We start from the raw sequence: 15,974 nt of genomic DNA on the forward strand, positions 1-15,974 counted from the left end.
ATAATGAAAAAAATAACGTTTGCTGCTCTGTTATTTTTTAGCTCTTTCTTAGCTTACTCCGCAGGTTTAAGTTTAAATAAGACACGGATCATTTTTAATGAAGGCGATAAGTCAGCATCAATAACCTTTAAAAATAATGTGGATTCTCCTTTTCTGGTTCAAAATGAAATTTATGATGTTGATAATAATAAAAGTGATTTTTTTGTTATTACGCCGTCTATTTTTAGGGTCGAAAAAAACTCAACCTTTATGATGCGTATTTTTCCAGCATCATTAAATTTATTACCAAAAGATCGTGAAAGTGTATTTTATTTTAGTTCAAGGGCAATCCCGCCAAAAAGAAATGATGAAAAAAGTAGTGGAAAGTTGTCAATAGTTACTAATTTAGTAATTAAGCTTTATTACCGACCTAAAAATTTACCGATAACAGCGAAAGATTCGTATGAAAAAATTTCCGTAAGTTATGCGAATAATGCATTAACCATCAATAACCCAACACCTTATTATACGACTCTGGTTGATATGAAGGTGAATAATACACGTAAAATAAAAAATAAAATGGTTGCACCTTATTCAAATGTCACGATCTCAGATATAGCTGGGCTTAACTCTTTTTCATGGAGAATAATGAATGATTATGGTGGAACAACCAAGCCATTTATATTTGAAAGTAAGGCTAAAAAATGAAAATGATTGCATGGGTTGTATTCTTTTTAGGTTTATTAAACTTTCACCAAGCGACGGCAAAAAACACTAGTAGCGGTTTACGTTTTCCCAGTGAACGTTTGGTTTTTCATCAAGAAAGCCGAGGACTCTCATTCTTATTAAAGAATAACGATCAAAATGCTTATCTTGTTCAAGCGGATATAGCTATTCCTGATGAGTCGACAGGTCTGAATGTGAAAAAGGAAAGCGTAATTCCTTTTATGATCACACCTCCCTTATATCGGTTAGAGGCAAAGTCAGAATATAGCTGGCAAATTAAAAAGATTGATAATTTAAAAAAATTACCGCAAGACCGGGAGTCGGTATTCTTTGTTCGATTAAAAGCCATTCCACCGAAAGGCACGAAAAATACAGTGAGTTTTAAAAAGATGGATGGCGATTTAACTTTATCAAAAGTCTTACATTATAAATTTTATTATCGACCAGAAACGATTAAAAATCTTAAAATGGCGAATGTCAAAGATAAGTTTAAATTTACGGTGTCTGATGGGAAATTGATTGTGGATAATCAATCTCCTCTTTATTTAACTTTTGGGAAAATAGCGGTAGGACAGCATCAAATTGACAATATGCAGCTTTTTAAATTGGTGCCACCTTTTAGTAAACAAAGTTATCCATTACCGAAAGGGAATTATGCCAATGCCATAGTGAGTTGGCGATTATTAAATGAATTTATGCTGGAAATGCCAGAACAAACTCAAAAACTATAAAAAATAACTGAGAGATAACGATGAAATTATATAATTTGTCTAAGATGAAAAATAAAATTTTTTATCTTAGCTTTATTTCTTATTGTCTTGGCGTTGCTAGTTATTCTTTTGCAGAGGATTTTTTTGATCCCAAATTATTATCGTTGCAGTCAGGGATCGATCCAAATTCAATTGATTTATCTCAATTTGAAAAAGCTAATAGCGTGCCTGAAGGTAAATACAATATTACCGTCTATATCAATAAAAGAGATATGGGAAGTATGGATGTCACGTTTGTAAAAGGCAGTGATGGCCATATTTCCGCTGAATTTACTAAACCTATGTTAGGAGAGCTTGGCGTGAATTTAGCTTCGATCCCTACATTACAAAAACTTTCTGATGATGAGAAGATCACCGCATTAGGGGATTATATTCCTGACGCGTTTGTGAAAACCAATTTGTCTAAACTGAATATGGAAATCAGTATTCCACAAATTTATATGGATAACCGCGCTAATGGCTATGTACCTGAAGGCATGTTGGAAAATGGTATTCCTGCCATTCTGCTTTCTTATCAGCTTAATGGTAACCATAGTCGTAATAAATCTCAGAGAGAAACACAAAATAATGATAATGCCTTTTTGAGTTTGCGTGGGGGCGTCAATTTAGGGGCTTGGCGTTTGCGCTCAAACTATCGTTATTATTATTCTAACTCAGAAGGAAGACGTAATTACAGTAACCAAACGTCGACTTTTTCAAACACCTATGTGATGCGAGCGATTAACGCGTTACGTGGTGAAGTGTTGGTGGGTGAAAGTTCAACGGGCAGTAACGTTTTTGATAGTATTCCGTTTAAAGGGATTAAGCTGTTTTCAAATGAAAAAATGCTGCCTTCTAGTATGCGTGGTTTCGCTCCTGAAATTAATGGTATTGCGCAATCCAACGCGCGGATCACGGTCAGTCAAAATGGCAATGTCGTGTACCAAACTTATGTTGCTCCGGGACCTTTTAGTATTAGAGATTTATATCCAACCGGTTCTTCAGGGAATTTGCAGGTCAATATCAGCGAAGAAGATGGTTCTGAGAGAACCTTTGTCTATCCGTATTCTTCATTACCGGTGATGTTAAGACCGGGTGGCGTAAAATATGAAGTCACAGCAGGGGAATATAACGGCAATTTAACTCGCTCTTCTAAACGTGCCAAATTTGTGTTGGGGAGTTTGATTTATGGTTTGCCTCATGATGTGACCTTATATGGTGGTTCTTTATTCTCTAAAGATTATTTCTCTGGGGTGATGGGGACGGGTATTTCTTTAGGGAACTTTGGTGCCTTATCTGTCGATATTACCCATGCGGCGGCGTCTTTTATTTCTGGTGATCGAAAAGAAGGTCAATCCTTTAGGATTAAGTATTCAAAAAGCTTAACCTCAACGGGCACCAATGTTGATTTAACGGCATTGCGTTATTCAACGCGCCATTTCTTCAGTTTCTCGGATTTTAATACCCATAATTACCAGCTCAGTGATGGTGTGGCACCTTGGTTAGGGCTACGTCAACGTTCCAGTTTCCGAACGGCACTTTCACAATCACTGGGTAAATATGGTTCGATTTATTTAAGTGGCAGTCGTACTGATTATTGGGATTCCAATACGGAAACCACTCAATTATCGACAGGGTATAACGGTAACTTTAAAGGGGTGAATTATAACGTCAGTTATGCCATTGACTACAGAAAATCCGATAGTCGCAATGATTGGCCTAAAAATCATCAAATCTCCTTTAATGTGAATGTGCCTTTTAGTTTATTTACTAATGAAGAGCACTTACGAAATATGAGCAGTAATTATTATATTTCGAAAAATAACCGCGGTAACTATAGCCAGCAAATGGGGCTACACGGTTCATTATTGGACAGAGATTTATCTTACTCGCTTTCACAAAGTATGGGGAATAACAACCAAGAGAGTAATAGCTCGATTAGTATGAATTACAACACTTCAAAAGGCAGTCTTTCTGGAGGGTATAACTACTCATCAAGCTCTTCTTCTTTCAACGCGGGTGTCAATGGCGGAATGGTGATCCATTCAGGTGGTGTGACACTGGCGCGAACGTTAGGTAATTCAGTGGTATTGGTTGAAGCACCGGATGCGGACGGTACCTTGCTAAACCAAGGTAATGGCAAAATAGATATGTTTGGCTATGCGGTAGCACCAAATGTTAACGAGTATGCCAAAAACACCATTGGCTTAAATGTGAATACCTTACCCGATGATGTGACGCTACCGAAAACGTCTCAAAACGTCTATCCGACCAAAGGGGCGGTGGTGAAAGCCAAATTCCCAACGCGTGTTGGGATGCAAGCCTTGATTTCGTTGACCTATGAAGGCGGTACTATCCCATTTGGGGCGATTGCTAAGCTGGGTGATAATGACGCAACTGAAGAGAACACCAGTATTGTGGGTGATAACGGCCAACTTTATATGAGTGGATTACCAGACTCCGGAACATTACTGATCCAATGGGGAAATAGCCACAGCGCATCGTGTAGTGCTCATTATACTCACTTAAAAGATATTGCAGTAACGGAAGACAATCCAGTTAGAAAAATTAACCTAACGTGTCAGTGATTAACGCAAGATAGCCAGTATGAGGAATGAAATAATGACATTAACGATGAAAAAGGGTGTTGCAAAAGCTATCTTAGCGTTGTGTTTGCTGAAAACTTCATTAGGAGTTGCTAATACTCTAGATGTAACTATTCCACCAGATACAGATGTGGCTTATGTTTCGACCAACTCTTCGATTAACCTTGTTGGTCCTTTAAAAGCGACACAGAATTGGCCGTCTTTTGGTTTGATATCGGTTAGTTCTGATGGAGCTTACTGTATTTCTGTAGATGCTCTTCATGAAGAAGATAACCAATATTACTTTCAATTAATGAATGAAAATCATGACCATGTTGGCTATTTTTCTCTTAGTTATTTTGCGACGGCAAATTGGGTTGAAGCAGATGGTTCAGAAATGGAAGGTTCTGTTAGGGTGATTAATGGTGAAGTTGTTCAAATAGATAATTTAGAAGCTATAGGTGGAAATCCATATTGCTTAAATCCACCAGGAAGTAGTGATGATTTTTTCGACCCCAGTGAAGATAGAGAAGTCAATATTACTCTGACAGGCGGCGAAATAAAGTTTTTATCGGCTGATTACGCTGATCCTGGTGAATATACTATTGCACTTGAAAACGGCACTGATGTCGAGACATTATATGGAGCATCATTATCAAGACAGGCACCCGGAGACCTTTCTGAAGTATTAATAAATTCTATTAACATTAATGTATTAGATGCTTGCACCATTGATGTCAATGGAAATACTTCACCGACGTTTCACCTCGCTTCCGATGAAGATATAGGACTTGTGGATAAAGAGCATGTTACCGTCGAAATCGACTGTGATAGTAATATTGGAAACACTGTTTTAGGTTCGGTTCGATTGCAAACTGGGTTAATTAAAGATGAACCTAATAAATTCTATTTAATTAATGAAGACTATGAAGATAATGGTTTATACATTGAAGGGATAATCAATCAGAATGGTTCAGATTGTGATGACGAGGGGGAGGTCTTATTTAATGGTGAGATCTTTGATATTGATTTAGATTCTAAATATGGAAATTATAGCGGTGAATTTACCATTGATTGGAATTTATGCAAAGACGAGCACTATATTGAACCTGGTATTTATCACGGAGCGTTAGATCTCTCTGTATTTGTTAAATAAAAAAGCGTTATTGCTATGTATTTCAAGATAATCACCAAATAGAATAGGTATGCAAGCAGACTGAATTCCCCAATCATAGAGGAATTCAGTCATCATATCAGAGGTCTTATTAATCCAGAGATAAAAAATGAATAGTAATAATTAACTACTACTTTATCTTAGGTTATTGTGGATCAAAACAATCAATTCAAGCATATAGATTATGATGAGTTTCTAAACATATAGAAACTTCGACCACACTATGACCTTTTTCAGTAATTTATTTTACTACCGAAATTTTAAATTCTTCACGGTATTTTCACTCATGGGCTTAGAGGGATTGTGAGCGCCCGTTAAGATGGGGTCATGTTCACATGGGTTAATACCTTTAGCAATCTGCTTTTTCAGCTCATCGCGTTTTAGTCTAGCTTTCGATAAAGAGGTATCCGGGTATAACCCTAGCACTAGGGTTTTCTCTTTATCTAAATGACGAGAGCGTAATCGCCAGTACTTAAAAACTTTGGTGTAAACCAATAAATGTAAACCTGCATTATCGGTTAATTTATAGGGCTTAGCATCGGATTTAGCGACTTCACATTTTAGTGTCAATCAGGTCCACTGTAAGCTTCCTGAGAGGTAACGTTCGTACCACTAGCGTATGTTACCGCACAATAGAGTTGATGTGGGCAGAGTTAAGTAGAATTTAGCTGAGTTGAAACTTTGGGAGAGTATGAATTTTAGCGGGCGTTATAAGCAAAAAACCCCGCTTTTCAGCGAGGTCTTATAAATGAGTGGTGCCCGGACTCGGAATCGAACCAAGGACACGGGGATTTTCAATCCCCTGCTCTACCGACTGAGCTATCCGGGCAACGGGGCGCATTAAACCGTATTAGGCTGTTCTCGTCAATGCATTTTTAATAAAAAAAACCATTTTCGTACTGAGTGTTTTCTTTTTCGACAAAAAACGTCTGTTTAACGCGCGAGTGAGTTAAATTTAACTTAATGCGCCTTTTTTACGGCATAACGCGATAGTTAAAATATCTTCTGAAAGCTGTTGGGCAATTTCAACATCATTGACATCGCGATTAATCAACAAGCGATTCAAACAACCTTCTAAGACCAGCTCCATTTGATTGGCGACTAACTCGGCATCTTCAATATCTAATTCATCCAAGAGTTGCTTAGTAAAGTTGAATGAATTGGCTTTTTGTAGGCGGCTTAATTGGTGAATAGGATGTTCTGGGTCAGGATAGTAGCTACAGGCAGAGATAAATAAGCAGCCTGGGAAGCGTCCTTCACGGACTTTCTCTGTGAGCTGTTGATAGCGTGCCATAAGCTTTAATTGTGGGCTTAGTCGCTCATCTAATAACGTCTGACGCTGCCATACTTCAATTTGTTGTCCATGATAGCGTAGAGCGTCATAAACGAGCGCCTCATCATCAGGCCAAAATTGGCGAAGGGTCGTAAAATCAGATTCAACTTCAGTCAATAAACTCTCTGTCGATGCGGATAACCCTTGTTTTTCTAACTGGTTTAACGCATGGCTTAAAATAGTGTCGCGCTGGATACTCATTGTTATCTCCATCACAAGATTTGCTGATTTTGCCATCATAGCAATGTTCAAAGTTGATTTATAGGCGTTGATTTTGTCACAGGTATGACGGTCATTGAGGGGAATTGAGGGAGAAAAGGAATAAAAAGAGGTAGAGAGGATGGCTCCTCTCTATACCTAACAAATTGTTTAGTAGAAAGTTATTTCTAGTTAAGCAATTTTCTCTCTATATCAATATCGATATGATAAAAATCGAAAATATTTTGTAAGAACTCATCAATATCGTGCTTTTTTAACTCTAAAGCATGCAAAATTCCCAAAAGATTTTGAATAGTAATCGCATTGACACCTCGCTCATAGCGAGAAATTTGTTGTTGGCTGATGCTTAAACGAGAAGCTAATTCAGCACCCGTGAGTCCAACAACTTTACGGCGGCGTTTGAGAAATGAACCAATATAGGTAGACACTTCATGGTTATCGAATCGTTGGTTAGTTATCATGATCCCTCCATGCGAGAATGATTAAGACAATATTATTCAAAGATAATTAAATATTATTATCTTTAATGGGCTAGAGTAATCGAAAATTGACTAGGTCAATTTGGGGATATTTAACCGCTAAGTTAAATTAATTACCAATATTTATGACGGATTGATAGGCTATTTTCGATAGCTAATAGCTATTTTAAGTACGCAAATCAAGAGTGCAAAATTAAAGTTGTTTGGGTTTTTATTTTAATCATCTTCAGTTATTTAGTTTATTAAACTAGATTATTGGTTTTTTGGTGTATTTTTATTGTGATAAACACTGGCTTGTTTTTCATGGGAATAACGAGGAAAATAATAATGAAATATTAATTAAGACATGTGCTGTTACACTTATATATATGTTATTCATAAATATGTTTCGAGAGAAAGATTTATATTTACTTCGTCATAAATATATAGATTTGTTTATTGATTATCGATGTTATTTTAAATAGTTTATCAAGAATAATAATAAATATTAGAGATTGTAAATAAGGAATACAGATTAATGAAAATTATCATTGCACCTGATTCTTTCAAAGAAAGTATGAGTGCGGACATTGCAGCTCAGTCAATCATTCATGGTTTTCAACGGGTGTTTCCTGAAGCGGAATATGTGTTGTTACCTGTTGCTGATGGTGGCGAAGGAACGGTTGATGCATTAGTCGCTGCGCGGCATGGCAAAAAAGTGTCGGTGAGAGTCGCTGATCCTCTCGGTATGCCGGTGACGGCGCACTATGGATTATTAGCCGAAAGTCAAACTGCGGTCATTGAAATGGCGCAAGCCAGTGGCTTGATGTTAGTGCCTATTGAGCAGCGCAACCCGATGCTGACAAACAGCTATGGAACGGGACAGCTGATTGCGCATGCGCTTTCCCAAGGTGTTAAGCAAATCATTTTAGGCATTGGTGGTAGTGCGACCGTGGATGGTGGCGTGGGAATGTTGCAGGCTCTCGGCGTCAAATTTTATGATGAAAATCGGCAGTTGCTTGGGACTTCCGGTAACATTCTCCCGCAAATTGCTCATATTGATATTCAGCATCTTGATTCACGCTTGTCCCATTGCAAAATTGACGTGGCTTGTGATGTCAGTAACCCTTTAGTTGGCAAGCAAGGCTCAGCGGCAGTTTTTGGTCCGCAGAAAGGGGCGACTTCAGAAATGATTGTGGAATTAGACAAGGCTCTGGATCAGTTTGCGGGTCATCTTCAGAATTTAACAGGAACAGATTATCGTTACCTTGAGGGCGGTGGTGCCGCAGGTGGGATAGCTGTTGCTATTGCTGCATTACTCGGTGGTGAGCTTAAATCAGGTATTGAGATTGTGATGGCGGCTTTGCAGTTTGAGCAACATTTGCAGAATACGGATTTGGTGATTATTGGTGAAGGCAGTATGGATGGGCAAACCGCAGGAGGAAAAGCGCCAATAGGTATTGCGAGACTGGCAGCAAAACACCAAATTCCAGTCATTGCACTGAGCGGAGTATTAGGCGAGGGCATTGAGGCGTTGTATCAAGAAGGTGTGACGGGAGTATTCAGTATTTTACCGCGCTTAGCCCCACTCAATGAGGTTCTCAAACAGGGTGCAGAGAATTTAGAAAACGCTGCCTTTAATGTGGCTAATGTTTTGAATATTGGTCGTCATTTGAAGAATAAAAATTAAAAAATTTACTGATGGAAAATATGGCGTTTTTTCCGATATTTATTTTATATGCACTTTTTCCGATACCATGTAGCGATGTAATTTGGTAAATGATGGGTTAATAAAGCAATAAACAAAAAAGAATAGGTAAAAAGATGCTTAACCCGACTACATTTGTCCCACTGAAAATCATCGCTTCTGGCATTGCATTGCCAGCCCATAAAGTTTTATCAGTGGATTTGGATAAGCAGCTGAATAAGCCTAGCGGTTATGTTGAAAAACGCTCAGGGATCCGCTGGCGCTACCATGCTTCCAATACGGATAGCCAAGCTGAATTAGCTGCAGCAGCAATTCACGATGCATTAACTCGTCACCATATTGATCCAGCTTCAGTGGATGCCTTGATTTGTGCCTCGGCTATTCCCGTTCAAGCCCTACCTTGTAGCGCAGCTCATATTCTCGCAAGTTCAGCACTTCATTCGGGTATTGCCTGCTTTGATGTGAATGCGAGCTGTGTGAGTTATTTATCGGCATTGCAAATCGCGGGTGGGCTACTCGCAACCCATCAGTATCGCCGAATTGCGATTGTCTCTGCGGATATTGCTTCTCGTGGGATCGATTGGGAGCATGAAGAATCTTCGCTGATCTTTGGTGATGGCGCAGCTTGTACACTTGTTGAGCATGGTGATGGGCATAGTGGCATTTTGGCATTTCGCTTGGAAACCTATCCTGAAGGATTAGATCTCTGTGAAATTCGTGCGGGGGGGACTCGCCGTAATCCACGCTCAGGTATGGAGCCGAGCGATTTCTTATTCCACATGAAAGGCAAACCGCTATTCAAGATGGCATCCGCCATGGTTGAGGATTTTATGGAGAGAATACTGTCTCAAGCGGGAGTGACCTTAGCGCAGATAGACACGGTGGTTCCCCATCAAGCGAGTCACTTATCCTTGGAACATATGCGTAGGCGTCTTGGTGTCACCGCCGAACAGTTAGTCGATATCTATGCCACACATGGCAACCAAGTGGCGGCATCAATTCCTTCCGCGCTACATGAAGCCATTATCACCGACCGTTTTTATGGTAAATCCCACGTAATGTTGGTAGGAACCGCAGCCGGTTTGGCGTTATCTGCCTTGGTTTTGATCCCATGAAAATTTTAGTGACAGGCGCGACCAGTGGGCTTGGGCGCAATGCCACAGAAATCTTGCTACGTGATGGGCATCAGGTGGTAGCTTGCGGGCGTGATTTGGTTATTGGTCAGGAATTAACGGATGCAGGGGCGGTATTTATTCCCGTTGAATTAGCACAGTTGACCCCTGAAACCGCGCACGAATTGATGGCAGGGTGTCAGGCAGTTTGGCACTGCGCCGCACTGTCGGCGCCATGGGGTGCGCGTGAAACATTTGAAGCCATTAATTGGCAAGCAACCAAAACCTTGGCGCAGACCGCGGCAGAGCAGGGCATCGAGCGGTTTGTGCATATCTCCACACCAGCTATCTATTTTAATTTTACTCACCAGCACAATATTTTCGAATCAACGAATAACACGCAATTTGCCAATGATTATGCGCGAACGAAGTTCCTTGCCGAGCAAGAAATTGCCAAGATAGTGCCGAATTATCCTTCAACTACCTTTGTGATTTTGCGCCCTAGAGGATTATTTGGGCCTCATGATCGGGTTTTATTGCCGCGTTTGATGGCGCAAGTCCGCACCCGCCATGGCAAATTGGTACTGCCGGCAGGGGGCAAAAATGCCTTCGATTTGACCTACGTTGAAAATGTGGTGGATGCCATGATGTTGGCAACCGAAAAACCGTTAAAAAGTGGCTCGATATTTAATATCACCAACCAAGATCCTCAACCGTTAGCCACGACATTAAGAATGCTGTTTGAACAAACTGGAACGGCGTGTCAGATTAAATCAGCCCCTTATTCGCTATTATACGGTGTGGCATTCTGCTTAGAAAAATTGGCGATTATGCAGCGAAAAGAGCCGTTATTAACCCGTTATAGCCTCGGTGCTGCTTATTTCACGATGATTTTAAATAATGAATGCGCTCAGCAGGAACTCGGTTACCACCCTCGCTATTCCATGGCGCAGGGCATTGCACGCACAGCCAAATGGCTTAATGAAAATCAAGAGGGCAAATCATGATGAACATTCGGGTCTTTGAAGTGGGATATTGCACCCATCCCGGTTGTGTTGCCCTCAAGGGTGCCAGTATAAAGGCGTGTAAATTCCCTGCTCGGGCGTGGCTGATTGAAGGGCATGACCAACGTTGGCTGTTCGATACGGGGTATGCTGACCATTTCTATGACCATACCCGCGAGGGGATTATGCGGTTGTACCGTGCGGTCACGCCAGTTTATTTCGATACTCAGGATGCGTTAGTGTCCCAACTTAAGGCAGATGGTATCGAGCCTGCCGACATCACTGGGGTGATTATTTCTCATTTCCATGGTGACCATATTGCGGGATTGCGAGATTTTCCCAATGTCCCTTTTATTTGTTCTGGCGATGGCTGGGAGAAAACCCGAGGATTAACGGGTTTTTCGGCATTACGTAAAGCCTTTGTGCGCGGATTGATACCCGAAGATTTCGAAGAAAGAGCGCGGTTTTATGAAGGTTTTGAGCATATTGAGCTGCCCGAAGCTTTAGCCGAATTAGGATTTGGTTATGCAATAAACCCTGAAAAAACCTTAATTGCAGTACCGCTGCCGGGTCATGCCGCGGGGCATACAGGGCTGTGTGTCGCGACGGATGACGGCTGGATCTTGCTGGCGGGGGATGCGGCATGGTCACCAACGAATTACCGAGAATTACGCGGACCAATGGCGGTAGCGAATTTAATTATGGATGACCGCCAAGCCTATTACGAGACGCTGAATAAATTACACCACATTGATAAGCGTCACATACCGATTCAACTGTGCCATGAAGGTGATTTGTGAGGCTGCTAAAAATTCTGTGGTATTACTGGCAAACTCGCCGACTACGTTTTACCGATCGTGGGGTGCTAGAACGATATCAACAGAGACGATTATCGCGATTTACTCAGCGTTTTTTACGTCGCAGTCCCTATTTTTCGGCGTATTGTGAGCAAGCACTCACTCAATGGCCCGTGATGGATAAAGCCTTGATGATGCGGCATTTTGATAGCATGAACACTCAAAATCTGAAGGTTGATGAGTTATTCGCTTGCGCAAAACAGAGTGAGTTTTCTCGGGATTTCTCGCCAACAGTTGGGCAATTCAGTGTGGGGTTATCATCTGGTACTTCAGGTAAGCGCGGTATTTTTGTGGTCAGCCCTGACGAACAAGCTCGCTGGTCGGGAACCATGTTAGCCAAAATGTTACCCGATGGGCTATTTGCGGGTGAACGTGTTGCATTATTTCTACGTGCAAACAATAACTTATATGAGAGTGTGAATAATCGTTGGCTTTCTTTTCAGTTTTACGATCTGCTCGGGGATTTTGATGAGCATCTTGCTACGCTTAATGAATGGCAGCCTACTATTATTGTTGCTCCTGCACAGGTGCTAGTGGAAATTACAAAGCGTCAGCTACGAGGTGAGTGTTCGCTAACTCCGAAAAAAGTGATTTCAGTGGCAGAAGTATTGGCAGCGGATGATAAGGCATTGCTCCAATCAGTGTTTCTTGATGTCGGTGAGGTGTATCAAGCCACCGAGGGCTTTCTGGGGTGCACCTGTGCCCATGGAACGTTGCATCTTAATGAGGCTTTTTTATATATCGAAAAGCGATGGATTGATGAACGTCGATTTTCACCGATTATCACGGATTTTACGCGACAAACTCAGCCCATTGTGCGTTATCAACTCGATGATATCTTGGTTGCTAGAGAAACCCCATGCCCCTGCGGTGATGCACAACTGGCTATTGAACGCATTGAAGGGCGTAGCGATGATCAATTGGTCTTAACCAACCAACAAGGTGAGCCAATAACTCTGTTTGCGGACGCCTGTAACCGAGTGATATGTAATACTTTACCAACGGAAACAGATTACCGACTTCATCAACAGGGGCAGTTATTCACCTTATCCGCGGATTGTGAAGACGCGGCGCTCTTGGCGTGTAAGCAAGCACTAACTGACTATTTTGAACTGCAAGGCGCAGTGATAGCGCATCTTCAGTGGCAACTCAACACGACCTTGCCCGTGACGACAATGGCAATCAAGCGTCGGCGGATCACGCGGGAGGCTCCATGATAACGTCGATGTCAGTATGGCAGCGCGTGGGGCATTTGTTATTAGGTTGGGGATGCGTTGGGTTTGTCTACTCCTTGACGGGGCATATTTATTCTTCCGCACATATTATTTCCCCCATAGTGATTGATGATGCCATCGGTTATTCGCCAAATTCAGTATGGCTCTATCTCTCTTTTTTCCTTTTTATTCCTTGTGGTTATCTGCTGAGTAATGCCGATAAAGTAAAGCCGTTAATGTGGCAGATGATCCTCTGTGCGGTGCTATCAGGTACGGTATACCTGATTTATCCAACTACAGCAGAATTTCCTCAAAATATAGGTAGCGGGCTGACTCAGCAGGTGCTTGCCGGGTTATTGCAGGTGGATACGTCGCAAAATATGCTGCCTTCGCTCCACGTGTCGTTGACGTTAATTGCATGGAGGGCTTTGTGTCGAAAAGACCAATTTTTGAGAAACCTCTTGTGGCTATTGTGGGCGTTGATGATTATTTTTTCTGTCTTAATGCTGAAGCGGCATCTGTTTATTGATGTGGTTGGCGGCGCGGCTTGTGCGTGGATAGCGATAACGGTTGTTCGTTTACTGACGTTTCGCTTATTGGCGGCTAATCCGTCACGGAGAGTGCGATGAATGAACTGACATTTCCCATTATCTTTATGGTGTTGATTGTGATGGTGGAGGCGCTGATTATTGCCCGCCAAAAACAGGTTTCATTTAGCTGGCAAGATGTGGTGTTTAACTTAAATTCCGGTCATATCATGTTATGGCTGTTCCGTGGATTAGAGCTATTTTGCTACGGATTTGTGGTGACACATTTTTCTTTTGGCGTTGTCGATAACTGGCCGACGTGGTTGGTCTGGTTGTTCACGTTGGTGGCTTGGGATTTAGGCTTTTATTGGCTGCACCGCTTACACCATCGTTACCGTCTTTTGTGGGCCGTGCATGTGGTGCACCATCAAGGGGAGCATTTTAATCTCTCGTTAGGGGTACGTAATTCGTGGTATTCCTCACTCACTTCGATTCCGTTCTTTCTGTTATTGGCGTTGATGGGCGTGCCGCTCACCGTCTTTATGACGGTATCTGTGCTTCATTACACCATTCAATTTTTTAACCACAGTGGGTTAATTCCCCGTTTTAAATGGTTGGAAGCGTGGATGGTGACACCGCATCATCATCGGGTGCATCACATTAAAACAGGTGGGTATGCCAATCGCAATTTTGGCGGTAGTTTTATTATCTGGGATAAGTTATTTGGTACGTTCTCTGAATCCCCTGAAACACCTCATCAATACGGTATCGGTGGTGAGCCCGCGACAGAAAATCCACTGATTGACAGTAACCGTCCATTTTTGCGTATGCTTGGCATTAAAAAAGGGGATAAAACGATACGTTCTCCCCGCTATCACATTGGAAAGATAGGCTTGGTTGGCGGCACGTTACTCTTGTTTATTCTGGTGATTGGCTATGTTTATCGCTACGGATACGGTTTTAATGGGACGACACTCGAGCAAATTGGGTTATTCCTCCTTCTGGCGAGCGGGACTGTGGCGCTGTCAGGGCTATCTAGCGGTCAGAATTGGGGAAAATGGAGCTGGTTTGTGGTTGCCAGTATGATGGTGTTGTTGATCATGATGGCAGGATGGATAACGCCATTCTGGCTGGTGGCGAGCACACTGTTATGGCTACACAGTGTGTGTGTGCTCATCGGCATTGGATCAACTGTTGTGGATAGCGATGATGTACAAGCCTAGCCCATTACCTCCGCTGGCGTTTCGTCAGAAAGATGACCTTGCTTTCCATCGTGAATTACAGCGAGCCGCTAACGGATACTTGCAAGAACGCGGGGAGCACCGCTTTGCGGATGGAAAAGCCTTCCTGAAAAGTGCGTTATTGGTTATTGCTTGTTTTAGCACTTATTTTGTCATGCTGAGTTCTCAAGGGAGTGTAGCTTTTTTTATTGGCTACCCACTGTTTATTTTCTTTGCCTTATTATTGGCGATCAATGTGGTGCATGACGCCTCTCATAATGCGGTATTTCAACGCGGATGGGCGAATCGTTGGTTGAATTTCTGGGTGACAATTCCGCTGGGATTAGACCCAGATTGTTGGCGAGTTCGTCATATTCTTTTTCATCATACTCATACGAATATCCGTCATTATGATTTAGACATTGAAGAAAATTTTTTACTGCGCCAAACCCCTTATCAACGCTGGTATCCGTTTATGCGTTGGCAGCATCTGTATTGGCCGCTGATTGCAGCAATGACGTTCCCCGCCCTGATTTGGGGATTTGATTGGTTTGATCGCTTTCATTTCACGCGGGTGGCACCCAAAATGCGCCATCAGGGCGCCAAAGGTATTGGTATATTTTTGCTAAGTAAAATGCTGCATCTTGCATTGGCATTATTATTACCGTATTGGGTGCTGTCCCCTTATGGCATCGGCATTGGCACACTGTTCGGGGTTTATCTACTGAGCCAGATGCTGGCATCACTGATTTTTGTGGTGCTGATCCTCGGAACTCACTGGGCGAAAGCCACTTTTTATACACCGCCAGAATCGGGACGAATGGCACAAGGATTTTATACTCATACATTTTCAACCACCTACGATTGGCAAACTACACCGACATGGTTGACTTATTGGCTCGGTGGGTTGAATTTACACCTAACGCACCATATTTTTCCCAATTGGCACCATCGGCATTATCCCGCTCTTGCTAAGATTATTCAGCAAACCGCGCTGCAATTTGGTTTGGATTATCATTGTGTTGACGCCAAAACGCTGTGGCGTTATCAACAACAGTTTTTACGGCGGATGGGTGAGGGGGAAGGGTTTAGGTAAGCAAGATTCACTT

Annotated in this window: 15 protein-coding genes and 1 tRNA gene; 12 read left to right on the top strand and 4 right to left on the bottom strand. The window is 42.0% G+C overall.

What is annotated here, in order from left to right:
• Positions 1-3: 3 nt before the first annotated feature.
• Genes PR766_RS04830 through PR766_RS04845 form a run of 4 tightly spaced genes read left to right on the top strand, consistent with a single transcriptional unit; the run spans position 4 to position 5,195 of the window.
• Positions 4-687, top strand: coding sequence for a fimbrial biogenesis chaperone (locus tag PR766_RS04830; RefSeq protein WP_195848323.1), 684 nt, complete (start codon positions 4-6; stop codon positions 685-687).
• Positions 684-1,436 carry a fimbrial biogenesis chaperone gene (locus tag PR766_RS04835; protein ID WP_036963354.1) on the top strand — a complete coding sequence of 251 codons (753 nt, stop codon included), beginning with the start codon at positions 684-686 and terminating at the stop codon, positions 1,434-1,436. The genes PR766_RS04830 and PR766_RS04835 overlap by 4 nt, the downstream gene beginning before the upstream one ends.
• 20 nt (positions 1,437-1,456) lie before the next feature.
• Entirely contained in the window at positions 1,457-4,042 is a 2,586-nt protein-coding gene (locus tag PR766_RS04840; protein WP_228075487.1) for a fimbria/pilus outer membrane usher protein, read from the top strand.
• 34 nt (positions 4,043-4,076) lie between these two features.
• Positions 4,077-5,195: a hypothetical protein gene (locus PR766_RS04845; protein WP_036963356.1), complete on the top strand. Its 1,119-nt coding sequence runs from the start codon at positions 4,077-4,079 to the stop codon at positions 5,193-5,195.
• Positions 5,196-5,462: 267 nt separating this feature from the next.
• Here the strand turns inward: PR766_RS04845 and PR766_RS04850 are convergent, their stop codons facing one another.
• From PR766_RS04850 to PR766_RS04865, 4 genes are all read right to left on the bottom strand, one after another.
• Positions 5,463-5,783 carry an Arm DNA-binding domain-containing protein gene (locus tag PR766_RS04850; RefSeq protein WP_036978152.1) on the bottom strand — a complete coding sequence of 107 codons (321 nt, stop codon included), beginning with the start codon at positions 5,781-5,783 and terminating at the stop codon, positions 5,463-5,465.
• A gap of 183 nt (positions 5,784-5,966) precedes the next feature.
• A tRNA-Phe gene (locus PR766_RS04855) sits at positions 5,967-6,042 on the bottom strand.
• A 126-nt stretch (positions 6,043-6,168) separates the two neighbouring features.
• Positions 6,169-6,741 carry a division control transcriptional repressor DicD gene (dicD, locus tag PR766_RS04860; protein WP_412033821.1) on the bottom strand — a complete coding sequence of 191 codons (573 nt, stop codon included), beginning with the start codon at positions 6,739-6,741 and terminating at the stop codon, positions 6,169-6,171.
• A 191-nt stretch (positions 6,742-6,932) separates the two neighbouring features.
• Positions 6,933-7,226, bottom strand: a complete 294-nt coding sequence (locus tag PR766_RS04865; RefSeq protein ID WP_006658533.1) for a helix-turn-helix domain-containing protein — start codon at positions 7,224-7,226, stop codon at positions 6,933-6,935.
• 535 nt (positions 7,227-7,761) lie between these two features.
• Between PR766_RS04865 and PR766_RS04870 the strand changes: the two genes are divergently transcribed.
• The 8 genes from PR766_RS04870 to PR766_RS04905 all read left to right on the top strand — a co-directional run bounded on the left by PR766_RS04870 (position 7,762) and on the right by PR766_RS04905 (position 15,961).
• Positions 7,762-8,913 carry a glycerate kinase gene (locus tag PR766_RS04870; RefSeq protein ID WP_036967491.1) on the top strand — a complete coding sequence of 384 codons (1,152 nt, stop codon included), beginning with the start codon at positions 7,762-7,764 and terminating at the stop codon, positions 8,911-8,913.
• Between the two features lie 134 nt (positions 8,914-9,047).
• A complete protein-coding gene (locus PR766_RS04875) occupies positions 9,048-10,046 on the top strand; it encodes a 3-oxoacyl-[acyl-carrier-protein] synthase III C-terminal domain-containing protein (protein ID WP_154636239.1) in 999 nt (332 codons plus the stop codon).
• Positions 10,043-11,050, top strand: coding sequence for an NAD-dependent epimerase/dehydratase family protein (locus PR766_RS04880; RefSeq protein WP_154627814.1), 1,008 nt, complete (start codon positions 10,043-10,045; stop codon positions 11,048-11,050). Before PR766_RS04875 ends, PR766_RS04880 begins: the two co-directional genes overlap by 4 nt.
• A complete protein-coding gene (locus PR766_RS04885) occupies positions 11,047-11,847 on the top strand; it encodes an MBL fold metallo-hydrolase (protein WP_154636238.1) in 801 nt (266 codons plus the stop codon). The genes PR766_RS04880 and PR766_RS04885 overlap by 4 nt, the downstream gene beginning before the upstream one ends.
• Complete coding sequence (locus PR766_RS04890; RefSeq protein WP_230086798.1) at positions 11,844-13,121, top strand: F390 synthetase-related protein; 1,278 nt, start codon at positions 11,844-11,846, stop codon at positions 13,119-13,121. Before PR766_RS04885 ends, PR766_RS04890 begins: the two co-directional genes overlap by 4 nt.
• Positions 13,118-13,747: a phosphatase PAP2 family protein gene (locus tag PR766_RS04895; protein ID WP_154636306.1), complete on the top strand. Its 630-nt coding sequence runs from the start codon at positions 13,118-13,120 to the stop codon at positions 13,745-13,747. Before PR766_RS04890 ends, PR766_RS04895 begins: the two co-directional genes overlap by 4 nt.
• On the top strand, positions 13,744-14,868 hold the full coding sequence (locus PR766_RS04900) for a sterol desaturase family protein (RefSeq protein ID WP_036978139.1): 1,125 nt from the start codon (positions 13,744-13,746) through the stop codon (positions 14,866-14,868). Before PR766_RS04895 ends, PR766_RS04900 begins: the two co-directional genes overlap by 4 nt.
• On the top strand, positions 14,855-15,961 hold the full coding sequence (locus PR766_RS04905; protein WP_154636305.1) for a fatty acid desaturase family protein: 1,107 nt from the start codon (positions 14,855-14,857) through the stop codon (positions 15,959-15,961). Before PR766_RS04900 ends, PR766_RS04905 begins: the two co-directional genes overlap by 14 nt.
• Positions 15,962-15,974 lie beyond the last annotated feature (13 nt).

The sequence above is a fragment of the Providencia sp. PROV208 genome (assembly GCF_028479465.1).
GTDB classification, from domain to species: Bacteria; Pseudomonadota; Gammaproteobacteria; order Enterobacterales; family Enterobacteriaceae; genus Providencia; species Providencia alcalifaciens.